A 15,352-nucleotide genomic window follows, 5' to 3' on the forward strand; every position below is an offset into this window, starting at 1 on the left:
AATGGACCAGTTGCCGACAGAGTTTAAAGCATTCCGAGTTGAATGTATCTGGCTGAAACAATGCCATTTTACATTCGAACAAATGTTTGAAAGCGACCAACACACAGCTCAGCTATTACATGATACTGCGCCCTTGTTTTTCAACGACCTTAATCACATTCTGATTGAGTATATTTTTCTCCAAGTTTGCAAAATAACGGACCCTGCAACTGCAGGAAAAAGAAGCAATGTTACCTTGCCTTATCTCAATCAAAAACTGGAGCAACATCATTTATTCACAAACGAGATCAAAGAGTATTCCGATGAAATTCTGAGATACAGATCTCTTGTACAAACCGCACGTAATCGGCTTGTGTCTCATTTGGACATGGAAAGTGTTTTAGCCGCAGAAAGCCTCGGGCTACATCAGCCAGAAGACGTCGTTAATTTCTTTGAATGTCTGCAGAAATATTGTGATGCAGTGGGCAGAAATATCGGAGTTGGTCCTTTAGACTTTAGTCATCCTGGGTGTTCTGGTGATGTACTTGATCTGATACAGAAGCTTAAATTTGCCAAACAAAACTGCTAATGCTGGCAAAAATCTGAAGCTGCCCAGTACAGCTTGACAAGCGTATCCTGATCCATTACCAAACGGCTCCGCCACGTCTAGTACGCGCGAAACAAAGTTCTGTTGGGGAATAGGTTAACGGTAGACCTACGGACTCTGACTCCGTCAGTCCTGGTTCGAATCCAGGTTCCCCAGCCACTTTGCCCCAACCCTTCCACGACACTTTTCGACCAACCGCAATGTCGCTGAATTGCAGCGCGAACAGGTTCGATTTAAAGTGCCTGATCATTGATGGCATCTATTTTGGACGGGGACGTAGCATGAAAAAGGTTTCTGGTGGCTGCCTGTGCGGTAAAATCCGCTTTGAGACAGTAAGTGAACCGCTTCGGGTCGGGCTCTGTCACTGTATGGATTGCCGCAAGCATCACGGGGCGTTGTTTCATGCCTCGGCGATTTTCCCGGAAACGGCGGTCGAGATCACTGGAAAGACCCAAAGTTATCAGGGGCGGCATTTCTGTCCTGATTGCGGATCGTCGGTGTTTTCATGCAGCGATGACGAGATCGAGCTTCATCTGGGCGCGATGGATGCCCCGGATCAGTTCATCCCGACCTATGAGCTCTGGACGATCCGGCGTGAAAAGTGGCTGCCGGAATTTCCTGTCAAACACCTTTACGATCGCGACTGAACCATCAATCGCCGCAACGCTGCCTAGTCACTTAAATGGCAAGGCGGTGATGTTTGATCGGGCTTGTCCGCATCAGCTGTGGCCTGCCCGTCAATATAGCGCGTCCCGTGTTCGGTGATCAGCACATCGACAGGCACGTCATATTGATGCGGAAGAATGTCATCAAGCCGGGTGGCTTCAAATCCGACCCCAACCACCAACGGCTTTCGCGTAAGCGTCGCCAATGTCCGGTCAAAGAAACCACCGCCATATCCCAGACGATACCCTGCTAGGTCGAACCCGACCAACGGGGCCAGTAGCACATTTACAGCGACTTCCTTGCTATTGGCCGGCTCGGGGATCCGCGCAAAGCCCGGCACCATTTCGGTGTCGGGCGTCCAGTCATGAAAGATCATCGCCTGATCCTTGCCTGGAACCACTGGAAGGGCAGCGTTCCCGCCAGATTTGACATGGGCCGTGATCACCGGACGCAGATCAATTTCGTTCTGGATCGGCCAATAAAAACCAATTGTTGCGGCGGGACGATCCTTTAGGAAGGTCGCGAAATGACCACGGATTTCATCGGAAAGTTTTTGGTGGGTTTGCGTATCAAGTCCGGCGCGCCAGCCAAGCAAAACCCGCCTGACCGCGTGGCGCCATTCCGACTGTGTGGTTGCGTCACCGCCAACAGGTGCGGCAGGAAGATCAAGGATCATGAATGCCCGGAAAGTTTGCTGGTTTTATAAAAGTCACGCGTTCAGGCAACACCACCAAGCGGGCCCCAAAAACGCATAACGCGCCGGAAGGCCGGCGCGTTAACGGTTGTCAGCAAAGAAAGCTGCAAGCCAGATAGAAATTTAGAGAATGGCGAGTTCTTCTGCCGACATGCGGCCGTTGCGACCTTCAATCAGCTCAAACTGAATTTTCTGCCCTTCATCAAGTCCCTGCAGACCAGCACGCTGAACAGCGGTGATGTGCACGAATGCATCTTTGCCGCCCTCGTCCGGGGTGATGAAGCCATAACCCTTGGTCGCATTGAACCACTTAACCGTTCCGGTAGCCATATCCGTAGTCGTCCTTAGTTTAGTATGCGCATCCCCAAAGTCAGGAATGCATGAAAACAGTCCCTGCATACACCGACCAAAAGCGCAACCACCATCAACCAGAGAGCGACCACACACTTGAAAGATGCACTGCATCGTTTCAATAATTACCCAATTTTCGGCTTAGTGCAATGGATTCATGCATGAAGTTCTTTTTTCGCTACCACGCGTAATCGACCATGTGACGCAGGTCACCATGCGGCACCTGCCCGGAACCAGACACACCCATAGATGAATCAAATGCCGAAACGAATTCCCGTAAGGGTTCTGTATCGCGGCAGATCAGCGAGATGTCGACGGTGATCACAGGGGGTAGCTCGGCCTCGATGATATCGGTTCGGCCAAACATGCGGATATTGGTGCTGTCACCTATGATCCCGGTCAGTCGCCCGGCCGCAAGCAGCTCGACAGCCTGCTCGAGACTTCCGAGATCATGCCAGACGATCTCACCACGCAGCGACAGACTCGGCCTTGGCAGATTGGCAAGAATTCCGATATCGACCTGCGGCAGGGTGCGGATATCGGCACCGATACGCTGGAACACGCGAAGTTCGAAGCGAACCTTGCTTTTTGAGGCAATGGTGTCCTCAAAACGTGCCGGGTGGGATGCAAGAATACAGTCGGTCAGCCCCGCATCAAGCGCATCGCGAAAACGGTTATAGGGAAAAACATCAAAGGCAACCGGACGCTGTTGCGCGCCAAGCAGGGTAATGAACCGCCGCTGACCGGGAAGAGCATATTGGCTCCATTTGGTGTCAAACACGATATTGCTGGCAACACGCACCGCGTCAGCCGCGTTCGCACCAAAAAAACCAAGACAACAGACAACAAAAAGCCCGACAAACAAGGCTGCTCGCATCGCTATTCTGCTGGTAACAAGGATCAATTAAACGCCCTGCCCTAGTGGTTATTACAGATGCCGTCAGGCGCAAGCCGTTCCCGGGCAACATTCGACTAATAGCCATATAAGGTCGCCCGATCTGAATACCAGATAGTGGTAATAGAAAGACTGCCCCGCTCACTGTCAGGAAGGATGAAATGAAGTTCTTGCGCCAAATTGGGGCAGAAGGCCAGACAGCCTGAAAATGGATAAAATCAGCAGATTTTCATGGCAGGCAGAGTGATCATTCTACGATCCGGCGTCGTATATGCCAGTATCGACTTTTCGGGCGTCAAGCGCAAGACGCCGTTGTCACCTGACAATTAGAAAGCCATTTATTCGGGATGTCTGAATTTGTCATTGTCTGAGGGGTAGAAGTGCGTGACAAAGCCCCTTGCTTTAGACGATGATAGAGCAAGCCTAATATAAAAAGTATATCTTGCACCCAAATGTGCACGAGCACCCTAGAGCATCGGTTAGTAGCGATGCAGGGTCTAAGTTGGGACACGCTTGACTGAATGGATATGATATTCGGATCGGATAACAGGAAGTGACAGCGACAACCAAGATCGCAAACCCACGCGACATTGCGCATAACGTTATGGCGCTCGTCAACGAGCTCAACTTGCAGCCGACGCCACAGGTTTACCATGTTTTCTACAGCTACCTGACAGACGAGGTGCCCGAACTCAGTCAGTTGATCAAGGTCTTGATCCGCAATACGCAGGATCTTGATGAAGAGACTGTTTTCCGGATTTACCACAAGTACCTCGGCACCCACGCGATGCAACAGCATCTGAAGCAAGGGGTCGAGGGGCTGCAGTCTGCTGTCGAACGTGTCGAAATGGCGGTAACGTCGGTCATGCGGGAGACGGATACTTTCTGTGGCGATATCGAGGTCGCATCACAGCAGTTGCAGGCCTCGGACATCACATTGGAGGACGCACGGTCTGTCAGCCGTGGCTTGTCGGAAAGATCCAGCAAGGCGCGTGATACATACAGCTCCTTTAACGGCAGCCTTGAGGAATATCACAAGGAGGTTCTCAGGGTCCGTACCGAGCTTGAGCTTGTCCGCCGGGATGCCCTGACCGACACCTTGACCGGGATTGCCAACCGCAAGAATTTTGACACGTCGCTGCGCGACGCGGTGACGACAACGATGGAGTCCGGCGCGCCATTATCGCTTTTGATGATCGATATCGATCACTTCAAGGAGTTCAACGATAATTTCGGGCACCGTGCCGGTGACGGGGTCCTGAAGGCTGTGGCGCGGGTGCTGGTCAGTTCGACAAAGGGTGCAGACACCGTTGCCCGTTATGGTGGCGAAGAGTTTGCGATCATCCTGCCTGATACCGAGCTGGAGAACGCGGCAAAACTCGCCAACAAGCTGAGACAAAACGTGTCAAACCAACATATTATAAACAAAAAAACCGGCAAGGATTTCGGCAAGTTAACCGTTTCAATTGGCTTGACGGCTTATAATCTTGGAGAGAATATATTGGAGTTTGTGGACCGGGCGGACAAAGCTCTTTATATGGCAAAGCAGGAAGGTAGAAACACCTGCGTGATGCAATAGACAGGGCCCTAATGGAAAACACCAAATCAGGGCATCAATAAATGCATCTCTGAAAAAGAGATTTCGACGATAGAACCAAGATCCAACCAAGACACCGAGCTAACACACATGTCCGAATAGGCCAAAAGAGCAGAACCGATGACCTAACAATCGGACCTGCGATGTACAACATAGTAATGTGTTGCACCGGCTTTGCAGGGCGGAGAAGCAGATGAAGACACCCAATAGCGAACGTAAAATCGAGCTAGAACACAAGATTTTCAAAACGTTCGAAGAATGCCACTTTCAGAAGTCTGATATCTCAGACGAAGCTCTTTTTGTCCTGAAAATGGCAGAAGGATCGGTTGTGTCTTTGCCGCTTAAGGCGATTTGCCGTGAATTCGATATTGATCCGGAATCCAAGGATGGCGATCTGATCAGCCTGATCGACAAGTCGCTTAACTTTGTCAATGTCCTGCGCCCGGGCGACAACCTGCCGCTTGAAGTTCTGACCGGTGAAGCATCATGGGCTGTTGACGAAGATCACAAGGCGATTGCCTATAACCGTATTACCATGCAGTTGGTAACCTGGATGTCGGGGAGTGAAGAACTCATCACCGACCCGGACCAACTGATGCAGATCGCCGAGGATCCGAACACCAAAAAGAAGATCAACCAGGCTTTTGACGAAGTTGCCGAAAAGCTTGGGTTTGGCAAAGAAAACCGCGAAGAAGTCGTCAATCTTGTGCATCAGGTCGCTGATGAGTTGTCCTATATCGAGACGCTCCGCGTGAAGTATCGCAAGATCCTGATGGTGGACCGCAAGTTGCAGGACCTTCGCCGCATCTATGCACATGAAAAAGGTGTTCTGGAAACCGTTACCCAGGCCATCCGACTGCTTGACGACGCCAAAAAGAAATTCGAAACGACGTTTGACGAACTTGATGCCAATACCGGCGAAATCATGTCAGTTCTGCGTAACTTCACTTCGCAGCGCCAATATATCCGAAGCCAGCGTGATGACCTTTATAAACGTCTGCGCGCGTGGGAACCGCTGATCGAACAGTGGGAAGAACTTGAACTGGAGCGCGGTCCCAAGGCTGTCAATCTGGTCAAACAGACCTACCAGTTCCTAGCCCCGCGCTTCATGAAGGTCAAGCAATGGCTGCTGATGACCAAGGTGCAAGACGGTGTTTCCGAACAACACAGCTTCAAGAACGAAGACGAACGCATGGGCAAGCTCAAAGGCAAGATGATGCAGTGGTAGCCCTGCCCGCCGTGTTAGGGAATAGAAAAAAGGCGCGCTGTTCAAGCGCGCCTTTTGTGTTTCTAAGCTGCCTTGTCGACCTGACTTAGCGGGCCTTTTCACCGGTCATGGTGATTTTAAGCGCCACATGGTCATCCAGAACTGCAATCGACTTGGATGCATTTGCCGGCACCGGGACCTTGCGATCAATGCAATAGGCAATCATCGCAGCCGCAAGTTCTGCGCCTGCGGTTGGAACAATCAGCTTTTGACCTTCATCAGAAGTAACCGTCATACGCGCGATGACTTCCGGTTTGCGTTCCACCTCAAAGCTGCTGATCTGACCGGGCGGAAGCGCTTTGCCGGTGCGTCGACCATGGGCCAGAATTGCCTTGATCAGTTCGCCGTCCTCGAAAACGATACAGCGTATCTCGCGCATGGTCGGAAATCCTCAAAACAGTTGTTTGATTACATATTGTTATGATGAAACAACAAAACAAACATCAAATTCAGGCAACGCGTTGAAATAATGCCCAAAGCACGACCAAACGCCGCGAACGGCCACCAGATCAGCTACTTGCCAACCAGACGCCCACGCCGATCATCAATGTTCCGGCGACACGGTTGAGGATGCGCACGTTACCGCTTTTTTCAAGGAAGCGACGCAACGACCGCCCACCGGTGGCATACATCGTCATGCAGATCAGCTCGGTCACCAGAATGATCGCAACCAGCACCGAAAGCTGTGGCGCGATGGGATGCTGCAAACTGATAAATGGCGGAAGCAGGGAAATCATAAAGGCCCAGCCCTTGGGGTTGGCAATCGCGGTAACAAAGCCCTGTGCTGCCAGCCCGGCGGCTGTTGCTGTCTTGGCACCTTCGACTTCGCCGGAAATTGCCATGCGCCCGCGCGAACGCCACAACTGAATGCCGAGCCACGCCAGATAGGCCCCGCCGATATACTTAAACACCGCGAACACGGCCGGATACTGCAACATGATCGCCGCCACGCCTAGTGCCGAGGCAACCACAACAATGCCCACACCGATCAGTTCACCCACCATCATCCAGAGTGTGCGTTTCAGACCGATTGTCATGCCAAGGGTCAGCGCAAGTGTCATGCACATACCCGGCGTAATGGAGACAAAGAAGGCCGTGGGGATAAAGGCCCCGATCAACGACAAACTCAGCATAATGGTTCCTGTGGCTTGGATGGCGTTCCGCCCTGACCGTCACCATTGGGGGCGTGACGTCATCAGGGACGAAATCACTACCCGATTAGTCAAATTCCGACCAGTATCTTTTTGGTATGGCCGAAATGACATTTCGGCTGCTGTGTCGGACAGCACGAAAACAGCACAATGGCCCGAATATCGTAACAGAAACGCACATGCCAAACCCGGCCCCGCTAAATTCCACTCAAAAAACAGACCAAAAGGTACAAAAATTACTTGACCTGAAGGGGCCCGCCGACGAAATTGGGGACGTCGCCAGCAACAGCTGGCATTCAAAGCCAATTGATGAAGACCGATGACCGCAGACATTTGCAACATTGATGCATATGCCGACCGTGCCGAAGCCACCGCTTTGCGCGCGCTTGCGCTGTCTGCCCTCAACCTAATTTCCGGTCTCCTTGGTCTAGCAGAGCTAGGCGCTCTACGACTTACTCGCCCCTGAGCGAATCATGCCGGTCCGGATCACACGAATAGCTTGTCGATCCATTTACCGCAGCTCAGGGGAAAAAGTCGCGCCAGACGGCCCGCACTCCTTCCAGACAGAATTTACATACCGGGCAAAGACCCGTTTGATCAGGAAACAAGATAATGGCTAGTGCAAACGACAATCGCGTCATCATTTTCGACACCACTTTGCGTGATGGGGAACAGTCCCCGGGTGCATCGATGACGCTTGATGAAAAGCTGCGCGTGGCGCACGCACTGGCGGAACTGAAGGTTGATGTCATCGAAGCAGGCTTTGCCATCGCATCGAACGGCGACTTCCAGTCCGTCCATGAAATCGCCAAGCAGGTCAAAGGACCGACCATCTGTTCGCTGGCACGTGCCGCCAAGGGCGACATCGAACGCGCGGCAGAGGCATTGGAACCGGCTGAGAACAAGCGTATCCACACCTTCATCTCCACAAGCCCGCTGCATATGAAATACAAATTGCAGATGGAACCGGAACGCGTTCTGGAAAAGGTGATTGAAAGTGTGACACTGGCGCGCAAGTTCACCGACGATGTTGAATGGTCGGCAGAAGACGGTTCGCGTACCGAACATGACTTCCTGTGCCGTTGCGTCGAAGCGGCCATTGATGCCGGTGCGACCACCATCAACATCCCCGATACGGTTGGATACACCACGCCGACCGAATATGCCGAACTGATGACCATGCTGTTTAACCGCGTGCCGAACATCGACAAGGCGATCCTGTCGGTTCACTGCCACAACGATTTGGGCATGGCGGTTGCCAACTCGATCTCGGCGGTCAATGCAGGGGCGCGTCAGATCGAATGCACGATCAATGGCCTCGGCGAACGTGCCGGTAACGCCGCACTCGAAGAAATCGTGATGGCGATCAACACCCGTAACGATGCCTTCCCGTTCACCACGGGCATTGATACCACCAAGATCATGAACGCATCGCGTCTGGTTTCCGCTGTTTCCGGCTTTGTCGTACAGCCAAACAAGGCCATCGTTGGCGCCAATGCGTTTGCCCATGAAAGCGGCATCCATCAGGACGGCTTCCTGAAGAATTCCGAAACCTATGAAATCATGAAGCCGGAATCGATTGGCTTGAACAAATCAAGCCTGGTCATGGGCAAGCACTCTGGTCGTCACGCGTTCAAGGAAAAGCTCAAGGAACTGGGCTTTACCGATTTGGGTGACAACGCGATTGAAGATGCGTTTGCACGCTTCAAGGACTTGGCCGACAAGAAAAAAGAAGTCTATGACGACGACATCGTCGCTCTGGTCGATGACGGCATGCGCGACAACGAACATATCAAGTTCGTTGGCCTGACCGTTACCTGTGGCTCCAAAGGCCCGCAGACTGCGGAACTGGAACTGACCGTCGACGGTGAAACCCGCACGGCCAAGACCACCGGCGATGGCCCGATTGATGCGACCTTTAACGCGATCAAGGAGATCTATCCGCATGACTGGCGCCTGAAGCTTTATCAGGTGCACGCCGTAACCGAGGGCACCGATGCCCAGGGAACGGTCACAGTCAAACTCGACGGCGAAGATCGCACGGTTGTCGGCAACGCATCGGATACCGATACCGTGGTTGCATCCTGCCTTGCCTATGTTACGGCAGTGAACAAGCTGATCGAAAAAAGCAAGAAAACCGCACCGGATGCGATGGCATCCTAAGCAAGGCTTATTGGTTTACATCTAAAGGGCGGCACCTATGCCGCCCTTTTCTTATGTGTGAATGGTGGCATGGCCAACGGTGTGATAGAATTTGGCACCCGTGAATGGAGTTGCCGATGGCCCCGCCAAGCAAAGCTCTGCGTGCGTTTCCATATGTTCTGATCGTTACGATTGCTGTGGCCCTGTCTGTTGGCACGGTCATAACTTCCACAAACGCGTTCGCACAAACGCCGACAATGCAGTCGGGTCAGCATGTCACCGTACCGTCACTGCCCTACCCCAAAAGCGGTTTGAGGCAACGCCTGATCGCCGCCGGGAAAGCCATACCTAGCGTTGATGAAAGCCTGCAAGCAGGTATTCCAGCAGTTTATTTCGAACCGGCTGCGGCCAATGGAAACGCAAAGCCACCTTATCCTGCCATCGTCGCCCTGCCCGACTGTGACAACCATTTTCCCGAAAAGTGGATCAAGATCCTGCGACAAAGCGGATACGCCGTACTTTTGATCTCACCACCTAACGCCCATCCGACGCAGGATTACTGTGGTGGCGGGGAACTTCAAACGCCGAAACACGGTCTGTCCTACTGGGCGTTCGATGCCATCAGCGCGCTTCATTACCTTGCCGGGGCAAAATCCATTGCGCCAGCAAACATTGCCGTCTTCGGTTATGGCTATGGTGCCGGCGCAGCTCAGCTAGCGATTTATCGCGATGGCCATGCCAAACACTACCAACACCGATTTAAGGCGCTCGTCGGGCTAAGACCGCAATGTATGTCGGAAATGGACAACTTTGTGCCCAGCCTGCTTGTGGCTGTCAAAAATGATCCATTTAACCCACCGGCATGGTGTGAATGGCGTATGGATCGCGACCTTTACAACGGGCGCGAACTCGTTCGGTTTGAAGTCGTTGAAAGCAGCGAAATGATTGAAAAACAAACGACTCGCACAACGTTGCAAATAGAAAACAGTCCGCTTGTAGTCTCACTGGTGACAGATTTCCTTTCTGCAATGGGCATCTCAGAAAATATAGGACGAAATTGAATTTCTCCGCCAAGACCATATTACTGATCATGTTTTTGATGCCTTATTTCAGGAAAATTACGCGCCTTAATTATTCCTCAATCCCCTGAGCAGATTATTCGTGCATCGGCTTATTCCTTACGCTATCAAAGCCGGTACATTCGCTTTTGAGATTTTACTTTTAACCGGGGCATAGGGCAGGAATGTTTTCCAAGCTTCTTGGGGTTTTATCCTCCGACATGGCGGTGGATCTGGGCACCGCGAACACACTGGTTTACGTTAAGGGACGAGGCATCGTTCTGAACGAACCATCCGTGGTGGCCATTACCGACGAAAAAGGCAAGAAACAGGTCCTTGCAGTTGGTGAAGAAGCCAAACAGATGCTCGGTCGTACCCCGGGGTATATTCAGGCGATCCGCCCGTTGCGAGACGGCGTTATTGCGGAATTCCACATCGCCGAGGAAATGATCAAGCACTTTATCCGCAAGGTCCATAACCGTCGCAACTTTGCCAGCCCGGAAGTCATCATCTGCGTACCGTCGGGTTCGACCGCAGTTGAACGCCGCGCCATTCAGGAAAGTGCAGAAAGTGCTGGCGCGCGTAAAGTCTGGCTGATTGACGAGCCGATGGCGGCTGCCATTGGTGCCGGCCTTCCGGTGACGGAACCGACCGGCTCCATGGTTGTCGATATCGGCGGTGGCACCACCGAGGTTGCCGTTCTCTCGCTGGGCGGTATCGTCTATGCGCGTTCGGTACGTGTCGGTGGTGACAAAATGGATGAAGCGATCATTGCTTACATCCGTCGCACTCATAACCTTCTGGTCGGCGAGAGCACCGCCGAACGCATCAAGAAGGAAATCGGTTCTGCCTGTGCACCGGATGACGGTGATGGCGCAACCGTTGAAATCCGCGGTCGTGACCTGATGAACGGCGTTCCGAAGGAACTGCTGATTTCTGAACGCCAGATCGCAGAAAGCCTTGCAGAGCCTGTTTCGGCAATCATCGAGGCGGTGAAAGTCGCCCTCGAACAGACCCCGCCGGAACTTGCTGCTGACATCGTGGACAAGGGTATTGTCCTGACCGGTGGCGGCGCGATGCTGGGCAACCTTGATTACGTTCTGCGCCACGCAACCGGTCTTCCGGTTTCGATTGCAGATGATCCGCTTTCCTGCGTTGCACTGGGTACCGGTCGCGCGCTGGAAGAGAAAAAGATGCTGCGCAACGTCCTGCACACAGCATACTGATAAAAAAGCGGCCTTGAATATCATCACCGGGTCGTATCCTTACTGGACGCGACTCGGTGATTTCGTTATGGTTGAATATCCCGCACGGGATGAAGAACAACCTTTTGGGAATTCGCGGGGAATACATTGGCACAGCATGGTGGTCCGCAGCAGCGTATCTTTTCGCCGTTACGCACGGCCCTTCACCGCTTCGCTTTCATACTGCTGATTTTATCGGCCTTTGGCCTGATGCTTCTGGGCAAGGCCGATACTGTTCTGATCGAGCGGATCCGCGCCGCGTCGGCTGATCTGGTGTCGCCGGTGATGAACGTCATTTCGCGCCCTGCGGCCAGCATCAACGAGCTGACCGACAAGATTTACAACCTCGCCCATCTTTACGAAGAAAACGAGCGCCTGCGCCGCGAAAACCAGCAATTGCTGGCCTGGCAGCAAGCCGCACGCAATCTGTCACATGAGAATGCCCGTCTTCGCGATCTGGCAAGCTACACCTCCCCGCCTGCCCTGCATCTGGTAACCTCCCGCGTGATTGCCGATATGGGCGGTGCCTATGCCCACAGTGTGATGATTTCCGCCGGATCGCGCGATGGCGTTGCCAAGGGGCAAGCCGTGATTTCGGACGAAGGCCTGATTGGCCGCGTTGCCGAGGCGGGGTATCAGGCGTCACGTGTTCTTCTGATCACCGATATCAACTCTCGTGTTCCGGTTGTTGTGGAAAATTCCCGCGACCGTGCATTTCTTTCCGGTGACAACACCAACCGCCCGCTCCTGACCTTCCTGACTGCGGATGCGGCCGTTGCACCGGGTGACCGTATTTTGACATCGGGCCATGGTGGTGCGTTCCCACCGGGCATTCCGATCGGGGTTGTCTCATCGGTTTCCGAAAATGCCGTTCGCGTCGCTCCGATGTTCCGCCGCCATCAACTGGAATATCTGCGGGTTGCTGATTACGGCCTTCAGGGCATCCTGAGCGATGACCGCATTCGCCAAAGCCAACCGTCCAACGATACAAACATAACTGAAGTATCGCCGGACCTGCCTGACGGCGTCGGCATTGTTCCTGCAGGCCCGACCGGTAATGACGGCACATCCCCCTCCACCAACGCGGCAGGGGAAGCCCAGTGAAACCCGGCGTCTGGCATCGACTGGACATTATTGCCCGCGGCCTTTTTCCTGCCTTCAGTGTTTTCGCTCTGTTGCTGATTAATCTTCTGCCGCTCAGCGTGCCGTTGTTATCAACCGCCTCACCGGCACTGGCACTGATGGCTGTGTTTTACTGGTCGGTGAACCGCCCTGACCTGCTGACGGCCGTTACAGCCTTCCTGCTGGGCCTGTTGCAGGATCTGTTGATGGGCTTGCCGCTTGGCGTCAGTTCGCTTGTGCTCGTGCTGGTGCAGACCGGATCGGCAAGTCAGGGGCGCTTTTTCCATAACAAGCCGTTCAGCGTGATGTGGTGGGGCTTTGCATTGGTGGCCATTCCGGCACTTTTGGTTCAGTGGCTGCTGAGTTCGGCCCTGATCGGTGCATTGTTGCCCTTCAAGGCAACCATGATCAGCTATGTGTTGACGGCTGCCTTGTTCCCGATTGTTGCCTGGGTTCTGGCGCGCGCACAAAATACCCTTTTGCGTTATGTCTAGGCTGCCATGCGCGATTGATGAACTGCGCAATATTGATGTTTTGGCAACGGCTACTAGCTATGATGGGGAAAGGCTGTTTTAATCCCCGATCAACCGGGATAAAACGGGCCAGAAATTGAACACTCGGCCTTGCGGCTACTGACGAAATACAGGTATCCAACGCCCATGTGGCATCGTGACTCAGACCGGTTCAGACTGTTTACCCGACGCGCCCTGATGCTGGGTGCGGGCAAGGGTGTATTGCTGACTGGTCTTGCCGCGCGGATGTACTACCTGCAGGTGCTTGAAAGCGACCGCTACCAGACGCTGGCCGATGAAAACCGCATTTCACACCGCCTGCTGCCGCCACCGCGTGGACTGGTCACCGACCGTTTCGGTGCACCGCTTGCCGTAAACCGGCAGAACTATCACATCATGATCGTGCGCGAACAAACCCCCGATGTCCGCCGCACGCTTGAAATCCTGGACCAGATCATCGAGCTTGGCCCCGACACCATCGAGCGCGTTGAACGCGATGCAGCCCGTCGGCGTTCCTTTGTTCCGGTCACAGTGCGCGATAACCTGACATGGGATGAGGTCGCACGCGTCGGCGTCAATGCACCCGACCTTCCCGGACTGATCATTGATGCCGGACGATCGCGCGACTATCCCGAAGGACCGCACCTTGCCCATACACTGGGTTATGTTGCTGCAGTATCCGAAAAGGAACTGACAGGCGATCCGCTTTTGGAATTGCCGGGCTTTACCATTGGCAAAAGCGGCGTTGAAAAGGTTTATGACTTGGCACTGCGTGGCACGGCCGGCACCAGCCAGGTCGAAGTCAACGCACTGGGCCGCGTTATTCGCGAACTTGAACGCGAAGAAGGTGACAGCGGCAACACTGTCGTCATGACGCTTGATCTTGAATTGCAGCGCTACACCAATCAGCGACTGTCGGATCAGGAAAGTGCGGCCGCTGTGGTTATGGACATCCATAATGGTGAAGTACTCGCCCTTTCGTCGCATCCGGCCTATGACCCGAATGCCTTTACCAATGGTATTTCGCACAAGCTTTGGAACAGTCTGGTCAACAACCCGTATGCACCGCTTTCCAACAAGGCTGTGAACGGCACCTATGCGCCGGGTTCAACCTTCAAGATGTGCGTCGCACTTGCCGGACTGGAAGCAGGCATTATTTCGCCCAACCAGAAATTCTTCTGCAACGGGCATCTTGATCTTGGGAATGCACGTTTCCACTGCTGGAAACGCGGCGGTCATGGCTGGATGAACATGCATGACTCAATCAAGCATTCCTGTGACGTCTATTACTATGAAATTTCCCAGAAAATCGGGATCGACCGCATTGCGGCCATGGCAAACAAGCTGGGCCTTGGCGAAGATACCGGCATTGACCTTCCCAACGAACGTAGCGGCCTTATCCCGACCAAGGACTGGAAGGAAATCCAGCTTGGCAAACGCTGGCAGGGCGGCGAAACGCTGATTGCTTCTATCGGGCAGGGTTACGTTCTGACAACGCCTTTGCAACTTTGCACGATGACGGCCCGTCTGGCCTCTGGAAAAGCCGTGCGCCCGCACCTGACGCGTGACAACGTCACCCCCGAAGGTGTCACCAGCCGCCAGGCCGAAGAATTCCCGGAACTTCAGGTCAGCCGCGCCAACCTGGCCCGAATTCGTGATGCGATGAACGGCGTGACCAACGAATTGCGTGGCACAGGCCATGGCGCACGGATCGCGATCAAGGGCATGGAAATGGCTGGCAAAAGTGGTACCAGTCAGGTTCGCCGCATCACCATGCGTGAACGCCAGACAACCGGGGTGCTCGATAACAATGACTTGCCGTGGAAATACCGTGACCACGCCCTGTTTGTTGCCTTTGCGCCGGTCGATAACCCGCGTTACGCCTGCTCTGTGGTCGTCGAACATGGCGGCGGTGGTTCGAGTGTTGCGGGCCCGATTGTTCGTGACCTGCTGCTAAAAGCGCAGGAACTGCAATCTGCGCGTCAGGGTATCTCGGCCGCCGACCAGCCCAATAGTGCAAATCTCCGGCGCAATCCGGCCCACACCGATCAGGACGAGGGTTAAGCC

At 53.7% G+C, this 15,352-nt stretch carries 15 protein-coding genes and 1 tRNA gene; 11 read left to right on the top strand and 5 right to left on the bottom strand.

The window, feature by feature from the left end:
* The first annotated feature begins 1 nt into the window (after nucleotide 1).
* From IT893_RS12755 to IT893_RS12765, 3 genes are all read left to right on the top strand, one after another.
* Nucleotides 2-568, top strand: coding sequence for a hypothetical protein (locus tag IT893_RS12755; protein ID WP_197145382.1), 567 nt, complete (start codon nucleotides 2-4; stop codon nucleotides 566-568).
* A 103-nt stretch (nucleotides 569-671) separates the two neighbouring features.
* Nucleotides 672-745: transfer RNA gene (locus IT893_RS12760), tRNA-Gln, on the top strand.
* A gap of 122 nt (nucleotides 746-867) precedes the next feature.
* Nucleotides 868-1,233 carry a GFA family protein gene (locus IT893_RS12765; RefSeq protein WP_197145383.1) on the top strand — a complete coding sequence of 122 codons (366 nt, stop codon included), beginning with the start codon at nucleotides 868-870 and terminating at the stop codon, nucleotides 1,231-1,233.
* A gap of 23 nt (nucleotides 1,234-1,256) precedes the next feature.
* Here the strand turns inward: IT893_RS12765 and IT893_RS12770 are convergent, their stop codons facing one another.
* From IT893_RS12770 to IT893_RS12780, 3 genes are all read right to left on the bottom strand, one after another.
* Complete coding sequence (locus tag IT893_RS12770) at nucleotides 1,257-1,928, bottom strand: 5-formyltetrahydrofolate cyclo-ligase (protein WP_197145384.1); 672 nt, start codon at nucleotides 1,926-1,928, stop codon at nucleotides 1,257-1,259.
* 141 nt (nucleotides 1,929-2,069) lie between these two features.
* Nucleotides 2,070-2,276 (bottom strand): cold-shock protein, encoded by a 207-nt coding sequence (locus IT893_RS12775; RefSeq protein WP_008892097.1) that lies wholly within the window; start codon nucleotides 2,274-2,276, stop codon nucleotides 2,070-2,072.
* Nucleotides 2,277-2,475: 199 nt separating this feature from the next.
* Entirely contained in the window at nucleotides 2,476-3,174 is a 699-nt protein-coding gene (locus IT893_RS12780) for a hypothetical protein (protein WP_063090272.1), read from the bottom strand.
* A gap of 622 nt (nucleotides 3,175-3,796) precedes the next feature.
* Here IT893_RS12780 and IT893_RS12785 point away from each other — a divergent pair.
* Together IT893_RS12785 and IT893_RS12790 are read left to right on the top strand one after the other, a co-directional pair.
* Nucleotides 3,797-4,771, top strand: a complete 975-nt coding sequence (locus IT893_RS12785; RefSeq protein ID WP_232308480.1) for a GGDEF domain-containing protein — start codon at nucleotides 3,797-3,799, stop codon at nucleotides 4,769-4,771.
* A gap of 211 nt (nucleotides 4,772-4,982) precedes the next feature.
* On the top strand, nucleotides 4,983-6,017 hold the full coding sequence (locus IT893_RS12790) for a hypothetical protein (protein WP_063090275.1): 1,035 nt from the start codon (nucleotides 4,983-4,985) through the stop codon (nucleotides 6,015-6,017).
* 85 nt (nucleotides 6,018-6,102) lie between these two features.
* On the opposite strand, the gene IT893_RS12795 is transcribed toward IT893_RS12790, so the two are convergent.
* Both IT893_RS12795 and IT893_RS12800 read right to left on the bottom strand, forming a co-directional pair.
* Nucleotides 6,103-6,435, bottom strand: coding sequence for a hypothetical protein (locus IT893_RS12795; protein WP_008892093.1), 333 nt, complete (start codon nucleotides 6,433-6,435; stop codon nucleotides 6,103-6,105).
* Nucleotides 6,436-6,565: 130 nt separating this feature from the next.
* Nucleotides 6,566-7,189, bottom strand: a complete 624-nt coding sequence (locus IT893_RS12800; protein WP_008892092.1) for a LysE family translocator — start codon at nucleotides 7,187-7,189, stop codon at nucleotides 6,566-6,568.
* Nucleotides 7,190-7,819: 630 nt separating this feature from the next.
* On the opposite strand from IT893_RS12800, the gene IT893_RS12805 reads away from it, so the two are divergent.
* From IT893_RS12805 to mrdA, 6 genes are all read left to right on the top strand, one after another.
* Complete coding sequence (locus tag IT893_RS12805; RefSeq protein ID WP_008892090.1) at nucleotides 7,820-9,370, top strand: 2-isopropylmalate synthase; 1,551 nt, start codon at nucleotides 7,820-7,822, stop codon at nucleotides 9,368-9,370.
* Between the two features lie 236 nt (nucleotides 9,371-9,606).
* Nucleotides 9,607-10,410, top strand: coding sequence for a S9 family peptidase (locus tag IT893_RS12810; protein WP_252723945.1), 804 nt, complete (start codon nucleotides 9,607-9,609; stop codon nucleotides 10,408-10,410).
* 182 nt (nucleotides 10,411-10,592) lie between these two features.
* Nucleotides 10,593-11,633: a rod shape-determining protein gene (locus IT893_RS12815; protein WP_008892088.1), complete on the top strand. Its 1,041-nt coding sequence runs from the start codon at nucleotides 10,593-10,595 to the stop codon at nucleotides 11,631-11,633.
* Nucleotides 11,634-11,759: 126 nt separating this feature from the next.
* Nucleotides 11,760-12,755 carry a rod shape-determining protein MreC gene (mreC, locus tag IT893_RS12820; protein WP_197145385.1) on the top strand — a complete coding sequence of 332 codons (996 nt, stop codon included), beginning with the start codon at nucleotides 11,760-11,762 and terminating at the stop codon, nucleotides 12,753-12,755.
* Nucleotides 12,752-13,267 carry a rod shape-determining protein MreD gene (gene mreD / locus IT893_RS12825; RefSeq protein ID WP_008892086.1) on the top strand — a complete coding sequence of 172 codons (516 nt, stop codon included), beginning with the start codon at nucleotides 12,752-12,754 and terminating at the stop codon, nucleotides 13,265-13,267. The genes mreC and mreD overlap by 4 nt, the downstream gene beginning before the upstream one ends.
* A 165-nt stretch (nucleotides 13,268-13,432) precedes the next feature.
* Complete coding sequence (gene mrdA / locus IT893_RS12830) at nucleotides 13,433-15,349, top strand: penicillin-binding protein 2 (protein WP_197145386.1); 1,917 nt, start codon at nucleotides 13,433-13,435, stop codon at nucleotides 15,347-15,349.
* Nucleotides 15,350-15,352: the final 3 nt, after the last annotated feature.

Origin of the sequence: Thalassospira sp. A40-3, assembly GCF_015871485.1 — a bacterium.
GTDB lineage: Bacteria > Pseudomonadota > Alphaproteobacteria > Rhodospirillales > Thalassospiraceae > Thalassospira > Thalassospira tepidiphila.

Excerpts from the sequence above, each read along its gene's own strand:
- mrdA (WP_197145386.1), top strand. The coding sequence starts at position 13,433 with ATGTGGCATCGTGACTCAGACCGGTTCAGACTGTTTACCCGACGCGCC.
- IT893_RS12810 (WP_252723945.1), top strand. The coding sequence starts at position 9,607 with ATGCAGTCGGGTCAGCATGTCACCGTACCGTCACTGCCCTACCCCAAA.
- IT893_RS12800 (WP_008892092.1), bottom strand. The coding sequence starts at position 7,189 with ATGCTGAGTTTGTCGTTGATCGGGGCCTTTATCCCCACGGCCTTCTTT.
- IT893_RS12775 (WP_008892097.1), bottom strand. The coding sequence starts at position 2,276 with ATGGCTACCGGAACGGTTAAGTGGTTCAATGCGACCAAGGGTTATGGC.
- IT893_RS12755 (WP_197145382.1), top strand. The coding sequence starts at position 2 with ATGGACCAGTTGCCGACAGAGTTTAAAGCATTCCGAGTTGAATGTATC.
- IT893_RS12790 (WP_063090275.1), top strand. The coding sequence starts at position 4,983 with ATGAAGACACCCAATAGCGAACGTAAAATCGAGCTAGAACACAAGATT.
- IT893_RS12780 (WP_063090272.1), bottom strand. The coding sequence starts at position 3,174 with ATGCGAGCAGCCTTGTTTGTCGGGCTTTTTGTTGTCTGTTGTCTTGGT.
- IT893_RS12795 (WP_008892093.1), bottom strand. The coding sequence starts at position 6,435 with ATGCGCGAGATACGCTGTATCGTTTTCGAGGACGGCGAACTGATCAAG.
- IT893_RS12805 (WP_008892090.1), top strand. The coding sequence starts at position 7,820 with ATGGCTAGTGCAAACGACAATCGCGTCATCATTTTCGACACCACTTTG.
- IT893_RS12765 (WP_197145383.1), top strand. The coding sequence starts at position 868 with ATGAAAAAGGTTTCTGGTGGCTGCCTGTGCGGTAAAATCCGCTTTGAG.
- IT893_RS12785 (WP_232308480.1), top strand. The coding sequence starts at position 3,797 with ATGGCGCTCGTCAACGAGCTCAACTTGCAGCCGACGCCACAGGTTTAC.
- IT893_RS12815 (WP_008892088.1), top strand. The coding sequence starts at position 10,593 with ATGTTTTCCAAGCTTCTTGGGGTTTTATCCTCCGACATGGCGGTGGAT.
- IT893_RS12770 (WP_197145384.1), bottom strand. The coding sequence starts at position 1,928 with ATGATCCTTGATCTTCCTGCCGCACCTGTTGGCGGTGACGCAACCACA.